Source organism: Pseudomonas sp. H1_F01 (assembly GCF_054681425.1).
In genome coordinates this window covers 926,336-939,414 of the sequence record NZ_CP162823.1, presented here as the reverse complement: position 1 = coordinate 939,414, position 13,079 = coordinate 926,336, and the positions used below count along the sequence as shown (strand labels likewise).

The window sequence follows — 13,079 nt, the reverse complement described above, 5'->3', positions numbered from 1 at the left end:
TCGTTATAAGATTACATAACCTTTTCGGAGACTCGTCATGTGTCGTCTGCTTCTCGCTTTGCCGTTCGCCCTGCTGCCATTGGCTGTCGCTCACGCGGCGGTCGAGCATGATCATGACCACGAACACGGCAGCCTCGGCGCCCATGAACACGGTGTGGGCCGGTTGAACGCCGCCCTGGACGGCCAGACCCTGGAGCTGGAACTGGAAAGCCCGGCGATGAACCTGGTGGGCTTCGAACATGCCGCCACCAGCGATGCCGACAAGGCCAAGGTCGCCGCCGTACGGGCGCAGCTGGACAAGCCGCTGGCGCTGTTCAACCTGCCCGCTGCGGCCAAATGCACCGTGGCCCAGCAGGAACTGGAAAGCCCGCTGTTCGGCGATGAACCGGACCACGAAGACCATGACGACGACGGCGATGGCGACGAGCACCACGGCGAGCACAGTGAGATCCATGCCCACTACCAGTTCACCTGCGCCGCCCCGGGTGCACTGAAGAACCTGGACCTGGCGACCCTGTTCAAAACCTTCCCGGCCACCCAGAAAATTCAGGTACAACTGATCAGCCCGAGCGGACAGCAAGGCGTGGAAGTGACGGCCAAGGCGCCTGCCCTGAAATTCTGATCCACCGCAAAACCCAATGTGGGAGCAAGCTTGGTGGGAGCAAAGCTTGCTCGCGATAGCGGTCCGACAGTCAACATCCAAGTTGAACGTGATGGCCTCATCGCGAGCAAGCTCAGCTCCCACAGGTGTTCCACAGGTTCCACTATTTGAAGCGGCAAACATGACCCAAGCACTCATCGAACTCTCCGACCTGGGCTTCAGTTGGCCCGGGCATCCGCCGTTGCTGGATATCCCGGCGTTTCGCCTGGAGGCCGGTGAGACGCTGTTTCTCAAGGGCCCGAGCGGCAGTGGCAAGACCACCTTGCTGGGGCTGCTGGGCGGTGTGCAGACGCCGGATCGCGGCAGCATCCGCCTACTCGGCCAGGAACTCACCGAACTGGGCGCCGGCAGTCGCGACCGCTTTCGCGTCGACCACACCGGCTACATCTTCCAGCAATTCAACCTGCTGCCGTTTCTCTCGGTACGCGAGAACGTCGAGCTGCCCTGTCACTTTTCCAAGCTGCGTGCGCAACGGGCGATCCAGCGCCACGGCAGCGTCGATCAAGCCGCCGCCACGCTGCTGGCCCACCTGGGGCTGACCGATCCAAACCTGCTGGAGCGGCGCGCCGACTCGTTGTCTATCGGCCAGCAACAACGGGTCGCCGCCGCCCGGGCGCTGATCGGCCAACCGGAACTGGTAATCGCTGACGAACCGACCTCGGCCCTGGACTACGACGCCCGGGAAAACTTCCTGCGGCTGTTGTTCGCTGAATGCCGCGAGGCCGGGTCGAGCCTGTTGTTCGTCAGCCACGACCAGAGCCTGGCGCCGCTGTTCGACCGCAACCTGTCGCTGGCCGATCTCAATCGCGCCACCACGCCACTCGAGGTTTGAGATGTATTTGTTCCGTCTAGCCATGGCCAGCCTGGCGAACCGCCGTTTCACCGCGATCCTCACCGCGTTCGCCATCGCCCTTTCGGTTTGTTTGTTGCTGGCAGTGGAGCGGGTACGTACCGAGGCGCGGGCCAGTTTCGCCAGCACCATCAGTGGCACCGACCTGATCGTCGGCGCCCGCTCCGGCTCCGTGAACCTGCTGCTGTATTCGGTGTTTCGCATCGGCAACGCCACCAACAACATCCGCTGGGACAGCTTCGAACACTTCGCCAGCAACCCGAAAGTGAAGTGGGCGATCCCCATGTCCCTCGGCGATTCCCACCGCGGCTATAGGGTGATGGGCACCACCGAGGCCTACTTCGAACATTACCAGTACGGCCGCCAGCAGCATCTGGAACTGGCCGACGGCCGGGCTTTCGCAACCGATCCGTTCGAAGTGGTGCTCGGTGCCGAAGTGGCCGAGGCGCTGCACTACAAGCTCGGCGACAAGCTGGTGCTGGCCCACGGTGTGGCGGTGGTCAGCCTGGTCAAGCACGACGACAAGCCCTTCACCGTGGTCGGGATTCTCAAGCGCACCGGCACGCCGGTGGACCGCACGCTGCACATCAGCCTCGGCGGCATGGAGGCGATCCACATCGACTGGAAGAACGGTGTGCCGGCCCAGGGCAATGGCCGCATCAGCGCCGACCAGGCCCGCAACATGGACCTCACGCCCCAGGCGATCACCGCGTTCATGCTCGGCCTCAACAGCAAGATTTCGACCTTTGCCTTGCAACGCGAGATCAATGAGTTTCGTGGCGAACCGCTGCTGGCCATCCTGCCCGGCGTGGCGCTGCAGGAGTTGTGGAGCCTGATGGGCACGGCGGAAAAAGCCTTGTTCGTGATTTCGTTGTTCGTGGTGCTCACCGGGTTGATCGGCATGCTCACGGCGATCCTCACCAGCCTCAACGAGCGTCGTCGGGAAATGGCGATCCTGCGTTCGGTGGGCGCGCGGCCGTGGCACATCGCGACGCTGCTGGTGCTCGAAGCCTTCGCCCTGGCGCTGGCCGGGGTCACCGCCGGGCTGGCCTTGCTGTACATCGGTATCGCCGCCGCCCAGGGTTACGTGCAGTCGGCCTACGGCTTGTACCTGCCGCTGAGCTGGCCGAGCGAATATGAATGGACGCTGCTGGCTGGCATTCTAGTCGCTGCCCTGCTGATGGGCAGCGTGCCGGCCTGGCGCGCTTATCGCCAATCGCTGGCCGACGGCCTGTCGATCCGTTTATGAGGACGTTGAAGATGCCCCGCGCCCTGCTTGCGCTGTTGATGATGGTCGCCCTGCCGCTGTGGGCGGCCGATCCGAGGGACCTGGCCTGGTCGGAAATGATCCCGCCGGACGCGCCGCCAGAAGTGCCGAACATGACCCCGCTGCACGACTTGTCGAAGATGAGCGACGCCCTGGCCGCCGAGTCCGCGCCAGCCGCCAAGCAGGATTTGCCCAACGCCCCGGTAGTCAAGGCCCTCGATGGCCAGCAGATTCGTTTGCCGGGCTACATCGTTCCGCTGGAAGTCAGCGAGGAAGGTCGCACCACGGACTTCTTGCTGGTGCCCTATTTCGGCGCCTGCATCCACGTACCGCCACCGCCGTCCAACCAGATCGTGCATGTGAAAAGTGAAGTCGGGGTCAAGCTCGACGAGTTGTACCAGCCGTACTGGGTCGAAGGGCCGATGCAGGTCAAGCCGTCCACCAGTGAACTGGCCGATGCCGGGTATCAGATGGAGGCCGAGAAGATTTATGTGTATGAGCTGCCGGAGTGAGTCCGGTAGTGATGTGTTGTTGATGAGATAGCTATCGCGAGCAAGCTCGCTCCCACAGTTGATCGCGTTTCTTCAGAAAGAATACGGTCGAATAATGTGGGAGCGAGCTTGCTCGCGATGGTTCCCTCAAATTTTCCCATCAGCGCTTTTATTGAGCTGAGTCAATTAAACACCCCCTGACTCATTGAGCTGTGTCAAAAGACCGGAGCAGACGGCTTCGTACCATGGGACATCAAATTTCGATGCCCTCTGGAGCCCTCATGAACAAGTCCTTGCTCTGCGCTTCCCTCGCGGCCCTCGCGCTCGCTGCCCCACTCGCCCAGGCCCACACCGCTGGCGATATTATCGTTCGCGCCGGTGCCATCACCGTCAACCCGGAAGCCGACAGCTCCAGCGTCAAGGTCGACCGTGGCCCGCTGGCCGGCGCCGACCTGGGTGGCAAGGCGACCATGAGCAGCGACACGCAGTTGGGCTTGAACTTCGCCTACATGATCACCAACAACCTGGGCATCGAACTGCTGGCGGCCTCGCCGTTCGAGCACGACGTGAAAATCAAAGGCACCGCCCTGGGCGCGGCCAATGGCAAGCTCGGCACCCTCAAGCACCTGCCGCCGACCTTGAGCCTGGTCTACTATCCGCTCGACGCCAAGTCGGCGTTCCAGCCTTATGTCGGCGCCGGCATCAACTACACCTGGATCTACGACGAACACGTCGGCAGCGAAGCCAGCGCCAACGGCTTCAGCAATTTCCGTGCGAGCAACAGCTGGGGCATGGCGTGGCAAGTGGGCGCGGACTACATGTTGACCGACAACATCATGATCAACGGCCAGATTCGCTACATCGACATCGACACCACCGCGTATGTGGACAACAACGCCGTGGCCGGCGGTACCCGGGCCAAGGTGAATGTCGATGTGGACCCATGGATCTACATGGTGGGGTTGGGCTACAAGTTCTAAGCCGAACCTGAAGGTACGAAAATCCCTGTGGGAGCGAGCTTGCTCGCGATGACGGTGGATCAGCCAGCAATCACGTTGACTGACCCGCCGCTATCGCGAGCAAGCTCGCTCCCACAGTTTTTGGGCGGTGAGAATCTCAGCGTCCCAGCAACCGCGCCAGCCCCACGCTCATCGGGGTTTGCGGGGGAAAGCTGAAGCGCTGCAACAGCCGATGATTGTCGGCCCGCGAATGGCGGATGTCGCCGGAGCGTGCCGGGCCGTAGCTGATCGGAGGCAGATCGCCCACCACGGCGGCCAGGGCCTGGAGCATCTGCTTGAGGGTCGTGGCCTGGTTCCAGCCGACGTTCACCGCGCCCACTTCCACCTCGGGCTTTTCGATGGCCTGCACCAGCAAATCCACCAAATCTTCGACGTAGACAAAATCCCGAGTCTGCTCGCCATCACCGAACACCGTGATCGGCAGGCCTTTCTGCGCCCGTTCGCTGAAGATACTGATGACCCCGGAATACGGCGAGGACGGATCCTGGCGCGGACCGTAGATGTTGAAGAAGCGGAACACCACCGGCTCCAGGTCGTGCTGGCGGCGATAGAAGTCGAAGTAGAACTCGCTGGCCAGTTTGTCCGAGGCATACGGCGTGAGCGGGGCCTTGGGGGTTTCTTCGTCGATGGACTCGCCTTCGCCGTTGTTGCCGTAGACCGCTGCGCTGGAGGCGAACAGCACCCGTTTCACACCGCTCTGGCGCATGGCTTCGCAGACATTCAGGGTGCCGATGAAATTGCTCTGGTGGGTGCGCACGGGGTCGTCCACCGAGGCTTGTACCGAGGCCACCGCCGCCAGGTGCGCCACGGCGCTGCAACCGGCCATGACCCGCGCCACCAGCGCGGCATCGGCGACGTCACCTTCGATCAGTTCGAGCGCCGGGTTGTCCAGCGGCAGGTTGCTGCGCTTGCCGGTGGACAGATCATCGAGGATGCGCACCGAATGTCCCTTGGCGAGCAAGGCGTCGGTCAGGTGCGAACCAATGAAACCCGCGCCGCCGGTGATTAAAACAGGGCCTTCAGCCATGGCGATAAAACCTATCCAGTAAGCTTGGGAGTGCCGCGCGCCAGGCGCGGGGCTTGATCCCGAAAGTGTGCAGAATTTTCTTGCAGGCCAGCACCGCGTGCTGCGGTTCTTCCGCGGCGTCCGGCCGTGCGGCGTGGGCCTGGGGGGTGGGCGACTCGATGGCCAGCGGATGCAGGGCGCGGGCTTCGGTGAGGATCGCCTGGCCCAGCGCCAGCGGCGTAGTCGCCTCGTGGCCGGCGTAATGGTAGGTGCCCCACAGCGGCGCCGCGCAATCGAGTTGCTTGAGCACCGAGATGATCACGCGCGCGGCATCGTCCACTGGCGTCGGGTTACCGCGGCGGTCGTCGGCCAGCAACAGCTCTTCGGGCTGTTCGGCCCGGGCCAGGAAACGCCCGAGGATGCCATCGGCGCTGTCGTCCAGCAGCCAGCCGAACCGCAGCAGCACGTGTTGCGGGCAAGTGGCGCGCACGCTTTGCTCGATCCGCCACAGCGCCTGGCCGCGCACGCCCAGGGGCACGGGCTCGTCTTTCTCACTATAGGCCGTGGCGCGGGAGCCATCGAACACGCGATAGCTCGACGGTTGCAGCAAGACGATGTTGTGATGCTGGCACAGCTCGGCCAGGCGCTCGACAGCGCGCTCCTGGCTGGCCAGGCGCTGCTCGCTGACGGCCTCGGCCTGGAACCAGTCGAAGTAGTACGCCAGGTTGATCAAGGCGTCCGGGCGAGTGTCGTCGAGCAGTTGCGTCAGGCTCGCGGCATCCCAACCGTCTTCGGGCGGGCGGGGGGCAAGAAAACCGATGTCTTCTTCTGCACCGAGGCGAATCAGCGCCTGCCCAAGGGCATTTCCGCCGCCCAGTAACATAAGGCGCATTCGCATAAAGTCAGCAGGCCCAGTCTATTGGCACAAGAATTTGGTCGACAACGCCCGCAGGCGTTGTCGGAATCGTTGCATTTTGCGGGTTTAGTGCGCAACCGTCATCCGTAAAGTGCAGATCGCCGGGTTTGGGTGGGACTTGAGGCCGCTATCGCGAGCGAGCTCGCTCCCACAGGGGATCTCAGGTGCCCATGCTATCCCTGTGAGAGCGAGCTTGCTCGCGATGGCATTCTGGCAGGCAATGAAGGTCTCAAGTGGTACTTGCATCTTGCCCAACCCACCCGCATAACTGCCCCATGAATCTGCCTCTCCCAGCCAACCACGCCATGGCCGGCTTTCACCCCGCCGTTCGCGCCTGGTTCAGCCAGACCTTCCCGGCGGTCACGGCCGCCCAGGCCCGGGCGTGGCCGTTGATCGGCCAGCGTCGTTCGACCCTGGTGGCGGCGCCTACCGGCTCGGGCAAGACCCTGACGGCTTTTCTCGCCGTGCTCGATGACCTGGTGCACCGCGGCCTGGAACAGGGCGGCCTGCCGGACCAGACGCTGGTGGTCTACGTCTCGCCGCTCAAGGCCTTGAGCAACGATATCCAGATCAACCTGCAAAATCCCCTGGCCGGCATCACCGAACAGCTGCGGCAAATGGACCTGCCGCCCCTGCACATCACCACCGCCGTGCGTACCGGCGACACGCCGCAGAAAGAACGCTCGGCGATGCGCAAGACCGCGCCGCACATCCTGGTGACCACTCCCGAATCGCTCTACGTGCTGCTCGGCTCCGACTCCGGCCGACAGATGCTCGCCAGCACCCGCACGGTCATCGTCGACGAAATCCACGCCATCGCCGCCAGCAAGCGCGGCAGCCACCTGGCCTTGAGCCTGGAGCGTCTGCAAGCCCTGTGCGCCGAACCGCTGATGCGCATCGGTCTGTCCGCCACGCAAAAGCCCATCGAAGCGGTTTCACGTTTTCTCGTCGGTGAGGGACGCACCTGTGAAATCGTCGACATCGGCCACGCCCGCCCCCGGGACCTGGACATCGAAGTGCCACCAGTACCGCTGTCGGCGGTGATGGCCAATGACGTATGGGAACTGGTCTACAACCGCCTCGCCGAGCTGGCCGGGGAACACCGCACCACCCTGGTGTTCGTCAATACGCGGCGCCTGGCCGAACGCCTGAGCCGTCATCTGAGCGAGCGCCTGGGCAAGGACGCCGTGGCCGCTCACCACGGCAGCCTGGCGAAGGAGTTTCGCCTCGACGCCGAACAACGCCTCAAACGCGGCGAGCTGAAGGTGCTGATCGCCACCGCGTCCCTGGAGCTGGGCATTGATATCGGCGATGTCGACCTGGTGTGCCAGATCGCCTCGCCCCGCTCGATCTCGGCGTTCCTGCAACGGGTCGGTCGTTCCGGTCACCAGGTCGGTGGCATGCCCAAGGGACGCCTGTTCGCCACCACCCGCGACGACTTGATCGAGTGCGCCGCCCTGCTCGACTGCGTACGCCGTGGCGAACTCGACATCCTGCACATCCCCAAGGCGCCGCTGGATGTACTGGCCCAGCAGATCGTCGCCGAAGTCAGTTGCCAGGAATGGTCGGAGCAAGCACTGCTGGAAACCTTGCGTCGTGCCTCGCCCTACGCCGGGCTGGACGAAGGGCATTACCAGGCGCTGTTGCAGATGCTCGCCGAAGGCCTCAATGGTCGCCAGGGCGTACGCAGCGCCTACCTGCACCGCGATGCCGTGACCCGGACCTTGCGCGGGCGCCGCGGCAGCAAGCTCACGGCGGTGACCAGCGGCGGCACCATTCCGGACAATGCCGACTACGCCGTGCTGCTCGAACCCCAGGGCTTGAACATCGGCAGCGTCAACGAAGACTTCGCGGTGGAGAGCATTGCCGGCGACGTGTTCCAGTTGGGCAATACGTCGTATCGCATCATTCGCGTCGAGACCGGCCGCGTGCGGGTCGAGGACGCCCAGGGACAGCCGCCGACCATCCCGTTCTGGCTCGGCGAAGCGCCGGGGCGCAGCGCCGAACTGTCCCTGGCCGTGGCGCGCCTGCCAGCCCAGCTCGATCAACTGCTCGGCGCCACGCCGGGCAACCTGCAACCGGCCCTCGATTGGCTCACCGGCACCCTGCAACTGAACCTGGCCAGCGCTGAACAACTGGTGGATTACCTGGCCCCGGCGCGCCTGGCCTTCGGCGCCCTGCCGTCCCAGGACACGCTGCTGATGGAGCGGTTTTTCGACGAGTCCGGCGGCACGCAACTGATCATCCACACGCCCTTCGGCAGCCGTATCAACCGCGCCTGGGGCCTGGCCTTGCGCAAGCGTTTCTGCCGCACCTTCAACTTCGAATTGCAGGCCGCGGCCAGTGAAGACGCCATCGTGCTCTCGCTGTCCACCAGCCACAGCTTCGAACTGGACGAAGTGTGGCGCTACCTCAACAGCCACAGCGCCGAGCAGATCCTGGTCCAGGCGGTACTGGATGCGCCGCTGTTCGGCGTGCGCTGGCGCTGGAACGCTGGCGTGGCCCTGGCCTTGCCGCGTTACGCCGGCGGACGCAAAGTCGCCCCGCAGATCCAGCGGATGAAAAGCGAGGACCTGATCGCCAGCGTGTTTCCGGACCAGATCGCTTGCCTGGAAAACCTGGCCGGCGAGCGTGAGATCCCCGACCATCCGCTGGTGGAACAGACCCTCGACGATTGCCTGCACGAAGCCATGGACAGCGAAGGCTGGCTGACGCTGTTGCGGCGCATGGAAGCGGGCGAGATTCGCCTGATCAGCCGCGATCTGCCGGCGCCCTCGCCGTTGGCGGCAGAAATCCTCAGCGCCCGCCCCTACACCTTTCTCGATGACGCGCCGCTGGAAGAACGGCGCACCCAAGCGGTGATCAATCGGCGCTGGAGCGATCCACAGGCCACCAATGACCTTGGCGCACTGGACGCCGAAGCCATTCAGTCGGTCCGCGATGAGGCCTGGCCGACGCCGGCCAATCTCGATGAGATGCATGAAGCGTTGATGAGCCTGGCCTGCATCGCCGACAGCGAAGCCGACGCCCACGCGCCGTGGCTGGATTGGTTGCAGGCATTGGCCGCCAGTGGTCGCGCCAGTCACCTGCAGATCAGTGCCGAGCGGGGTCTGTGGGTGCCGCTGGAGCGCCTGACCTGCCTGCAAGCCGTTTATCCACAGGCCCGCTGGCAACCGCCGCTGACGCCCCTGGCCGGTTTCGATGAAACCTGGGACAGCGACGAAGCCCTGGTGGAAGTGCTCCGCGCCCGGCTCAGTGCCTTTGGCCCGCTGCCGTTGAAGGCCATCGCCTACCCGCTGGGATTGTCGACCCCGCAGGTCACCCAGGCCCTGGCGCAGCTTGAACAACAAGGCTATGTGCTGCGCGGGCGGTTCACGCCGGGCACCGGCCAGGAGGAATGGTGCGAGCGGCATTTGCTGGCGCGGATCCATCGCTACACGGTCAAGCGTCTGCGCCGGGAAATCGAGCCGGTGATGTTGCAGGACTTCATGCGCTTTCTGTTCGACTGGCAACACCTGTCATCGTCCACCCAGGGCCGGGGCAATGCCGTGCTGCCGTCGATACTCGGCCAGTTCGAAGGCTTCCCGGCCGCTGCGTCAGCCTGGGACAGCGACCTGTTGCCAGCGCGGATCAAGGACTACTCGCCCAGTTGGCTCGATGAGTTGTGCCGCAGTGGCAAGTGGGTATGGACGCGCCTGAGTGCGCGCCAGAAGCCTTCCGCCAGCGCCCTGCGCAGCACGCCGGTGGTGTTGTTGCCGCGCAGTCAGGTGGCGCTGTGGAGCAGCCTGGCCGGGCAAACGGCCCTGGATGAGTTGTCGCCCAAGACGCAAAAAGTCCATCAGGCCCTCAGCGAACACGGCGCGCTGTTTTTCGACGAACTGGCCCACGAAGCCCACCTGCTGCGCAGCGAACTGGAAATCGCCTTGCAGGAACTGGTGGGCGCCGGGTTGGTGAATGCCGACAGCTTCGCCGGCCTGCGCGCGCTGATCACCCCGGCCAGTAAACGCCAGGCCCGCAGCAGCCGGCGCGGGCGCGGAGCGTTTGTCGGTGGTATGGACGACGCCGGGCGCTGGGCCTTGTTGCGCCGCAGTCAACCGGCGCCCGTGGACGGCAACCGCGCCGCGCCCACACCGCCCGACACCCTGGAGCACATCGCCATGACCCTGCTGCGCCGTTACGGCGTGGTGTTCTGGCGCTTGCTGGAACGGGAAGCCGATTGGTTGCCGAGTTGGCGCGAGCTACTGCGCACCTTTCATCGCCTGGAGGCGCGGGGCGAGATTCGCGGCGGGCGTTTTGTCAGTGGGCTGGCGGGCGAACAATTCGCCCTGCCCGAAGCCATCCCGCTGCTGCGCGAAACCCGCCGCCGCCCTACCGATGGCAGCCTGGTGGCGGTGTGCGGCGTCGACCCGCTGAACCTGGCGGGCACCTTGCTGCCGGGGGCGAAAGTGCCGGCACTGGCGAGTAATCGGCTGGTGTATCGCGATGGTTTGCCGGTGGCGGCGCAGATTGCCGGCAAGCAGCATCTTTGGGTGGAGTTGGATGCTCAAGGGATGGCTGAGGTCAGGAACAAGCTGATTCAGAAAGGTTGAGGGCGTCTGGGCCGGCCCTATCGCGAGCAAGCTCGCTCCCACAGGGATTGTTCATTCACCACAAACCTACTGTGGGAGCGAGCTTGCTCGCGATGAGGCCATAAGCCCCACCACAGCCCCAGGCAATCATTGAGCTTGATCGGTCAGTTCATCCCCCGCTTTTTGCTCCTCGACCAACCGCTTGGGCAACACCACCTGCTGTGGATAAGTCTGCGCGAAGTGCACCGCCGGATGGTTATCCACAAGCTTCTTCAACTGCTGGTTGAACGCCCGGCTCACCGCATACTGCCCGCCGGATACGGTGCGGAACTGCGCCGTGAGCACCACGCCGTTGAGATCCATCTTGTCCACGCCAAACACATCCAGCGGCCCTTGCAGGTTGAATTTCAGGAACGGGTCTTCGGCGATCGAACGCCCGGCCTCGCGAATCAGCTCGATGGCCTGGTCGACATCGGTGTCGTAAGTGAACTGCACGGAGAAGAACGCAAAGGCGAATTGCCGGGACTGGTTGGTCACGGCCTTGATCTGGCCGAACGGCACCGAATGCACGAAGCCCTTGCCGTCGCGCAGGCGCAGGGTGCGAATGGTCAGGCCTTCGACGGTGCCGGCGTGGCCGGAGCTGAGCACCACCCAGTCGCCGATGGACAGCGTGTCTTCAATGATGATGAACAGCCCGGTGATCACATCCTGCACCAGTTGCTGGGAACCGAAACCGATCGCCAGCCCCACCACCCCGGCACCGGCCAGCAACGGTGCGACGTTGATGCCCAGGTTGGCCATGGTGGTGATTGCGCAAATCACCACCAGGATGATTTTCGCGGCGTTGCGCAACAGCGGCAGGATGGTTTTGACCCGGGTGCTGGGCTGACGGGCCCCGCGCTTGTTCAGCGGCGGTTTCAGGGCTTCCTGGATCGCCGTGTCGAGCACCACCCACGTGAGCCAGGTCATCAGGAAGATCAGGCCGATGCGGCTCAAGGAATCACTGATCGCCCGGCCTATGGCATTGCGCGAGGCGAACTCGAACAGGGAAATCCCCCAGATCCGTCCGAGGACCTCAATGAATACCACCGCCATGACGATGCGCAGCAACGCGTGCAGCAGGCTCAACAGGCGGCCCTTGTAGGCGCTGTCGCGCTGGATGGCCTCGGCCTTGGGCGACTTGAAGACATGCTGGAACACGGTGCTGAGGAACACCGTGGCGATCAGCAGGATGGTGGTGAACAACGCACAGCGCAGGGCTTTCTGGTTGTCCTCGCCGACACCGATCAGGCTCACCGCCGACACCAGCACCATCAACAGGATCGGCCAATACCAGAGCCCGGAGAAAATCCGCAGCGACTCCTGCAAGGCCGGTTGCTTCAAGCGCTGGGCCAGCGGGCGGTTGCGGATCAGGTGCGCCACGGGCCGGCGCATGCGAATCACCAGCCAACCAAAGACCACCGAGGCGAACAGACCGGTGAACACCGCGATGCTGCTGGTGATGTTGCCGCCCAGTTGCCGGGCGATCTGCGGGCTGGTCAGGGCATCGCTGAGGGCGGCGAGAAAACCGATCATGAACAATGGCCGGGGGCTGAAGCGCCGGATCATCGCCACCGCCCGGCGTTTGTGGCCGGCGTTGAACATCACGATCACGCACAGCAACACCGAGGTGGAGAAAATGCCGCTGCTGGTGGCATAGGCGAAGCACAGCGCCAGGGCGCGACCGACCGAGACCTGCAGGAAGTGGCTGACGTACAGGGTCAGCGGCAGGCAGATCAACGCCGCAGCGGTATACGGCAGCAGATAACCGAGCAGGTCGCGCACGCGCTGGTGGGTGCGCAGCCAGCGGCGCCGGCCCAGATGGCGCAGCAGCAGCCGCGCCCCCGACCAGATCAGTGCAAAAGCGCCGATCCAGACGCTCGACAACAACAGGAAATCCCCCGCCACGCGCCAGGACGAACGGGACGTCTGGTCCACCAGCCGGTCCACCTCATCCGCCGCCCGGTCCGCCCGCAGGCGCCAGGCATCCACCAGGCTCTGGTTGAGATCAAGCTTGTCCTGGACGTCATCGATGCTCGAACTGATGGCCCCCAATAAACCGCCCTGCACCAGCGGCGCGGGTTCGGCGGGCGTTTCACTGGGCTGGGAGGTGCCGGGGACAGCGGCGGTCCCGTAGGCGCTGGTGCCGGTCATCGCCAGCAGGAACAGCAGCAATACAGTGCTCAATCGAGACAAAACGCGAGGCTCCTTCACACGGGATCGGTAAGGAACTGATCAACAACGGGCGGGCAAGTTCGCTCG

Annotated in this window: 9 protein-coding genes; 6 read left to right on the top strand and 3 right to left on the bottom strand. The window is 64.3% G+C overall.

Going from position 1 to position 13,079, the window contains the following annotated elements:
- Positions 1-37 precede the first annotated feature (37 nt).
- From AB4O09_RS04315 to AB4O09_RS04295, 5 genes are all read left to right on the top strand, one after another.
- Entirely contained in the window at positions 38-622 is a 585-nt protein-coding gene (locus AB4O09_RS04315) for a DUF2796 domain-containing protein (RefSeq protein ID WP_460107951.1), read from the top strand.
- Positions 623-782: 160 nt separating this feature from the next.
- Complete coding sequence (locus tag AB4O09_RS04310; protein ID WP_003206042.1) at positions 783-1,493, top strand: ABC transporter ATP-binding protein; 711 nt, start codon at positions 783-785, stop codon at positions 1,491-1,493.
- Between the two features lies 1 nt (position 1,494).
- Positions 1,495-2,760: an ABC transporter permease gene (locus tag AB4O09_RS04305; protein WP_003206044.1), complete on the top strand. Its 1,266-nt coding sequence runs from the start codon at positions 1,495-1,497 to the stop codon at positions 2,758-2,760.
- An 11-nt stretch (positions 2,761-2,771) separates the two neighbouring features.
- Positions 2,772-3,290: a DUF3299 domain-containing protein gene (locus tag AB4O09_RS04300; protein WP_460107949.1), complete on the top strand. Its 519-nt coding sequence runs from the start codon at positions 2,772-2,774 to the stop codon at positions 3,288-3,290.
- Between the two features lie 260 nt (positions 3,291-3,550).
- The gene (locus AB4O09_RS04295) at positions 3,551-4,249 is read left to right on the top strand and encodes an OmpW/AlkL family protein (protein WP_003206048.1); all 699 of its coding nucleotides are present in this window, start codon (positions 3,551-3,553) and stop codon (positions 4,247-4,249) included.
- Between the two features lie 136 nt (positions 4,250-4,385).
- Here AB4O09_RS04295 and AB4O09_RS04290 read toward each other — a convergent pair whose 3' ends face one another.
- Positions 4,386-5,315, bottom strand: coding sequence for an NAD-dependent epimerase/dehydratase family protein (locus AB4O09_RS04290; RefSeq protein WP_003206051.1), 930 nt, complete (start codon positions 5,313-5,315; stop codon positions 4,386-4,388).
- Complete coding sequence (locus AB4O09_RS04285) at positions 5,308-6,192, bottom strand: sugar nucleotide-binding protein (RefSeq protein ID WP_003206053.1); 885 nt, start codon at positions 6,190-6,192, stop codon at positions 5,308-5,310. Before AB4O09_RS04285 ends, AB4O09_RS04290 begins: the two co-directional genes overlap by 8 nt.
- Before the next feature lie 293 nt (positions 6,193-6,485).
- On the opposite strand from AB4O09_RS04285, the gene AB4O09_RS04280 reads away from it, so the two are divergent.
- Entirely contained in the window at positions 6,486-10,799 is a 4,314-nt protein-coding gene (locus AB4O09_RS04280; protein ID WP_460107947.1) for an Lhr family helicase, read from the top strand.
- Between the two features lie 126 nt (positions 10,800-10,925).
- Here AB4O09_RS04280 and AB4O09_RS04275 read toward each other — a convergent pair whose 3' ends face one another.
- On the bottom strand, positions 10,926-13,013 hold the full coding sequence (locus tag AB4O09_RS04275) for a mechanosensitive ion channel family protein (protein ID WP_460107945.1): 2,088 nt from the start codon (positions 13,011-13,013) through the stop codon (positions 10,926-10,928).
- Positions 13,014-13,079 lie beyond the last annotated feature (66 nt).

Coding starts and splice junctions, on each gene's coding strand:
- AB4O09_RS04315 (WP_460107951.1), top strand. CDS start 38: ATGTGTCGTCTGCTTCTCGCTTTGCCGTTCGCCCTGCTGCCATTGGCT.
- AB4O09_RS04310 (WP_003206042.1), top strand. CDS start 783: ATGACCCAAGCACTCATCGAACTCTCCGACCTGGGCTTCAGTTGGCCC.
- AB4O09_RS04305 (WP_003206044.1), top strand. CDS start 1,495: ATGTATTTGTTCCGTCTAGCCATGGCCAGCCTGGCGAACCGCCGTTTC.
- AB4O09_RS04300 (WP_460107949.1), top strand. CDS start 2,772: ATGCCCCGCGCCCTGCTTGCGCTGTTGATGATGGTCGCCCTGCCGCTG.
- AB4O09_RS04295 (WP_003206048.1), top strand. CDS start 3,551: ATGAACAAGTCCTTGCTCTGCGCTTCCCTCGCGGCCCTCGCGCTCGCT.
- AB4O09_RS04290 (WP_003206051.1), bottom strand. CDS start 5,315: ATGGCTGAAGGCCCTGTTTTAATCACCGGCGGCGCGGGTTTCATTGGT.
- AB4O09_RS04285 (WP_003206053.1), bottom strand. CDS start 6,192: ATGCGAATGCGCCTTATGTTACTGGGCGGCGGAAATGCCCTTGGGCAG.
- AB4O09_RS04280 (WP_460107947.1), top strand. CDS start 6,486: ATGAATCTGCCTCTCCCAGCCAACCACGCCATGGCCGGCTTTCACCCC.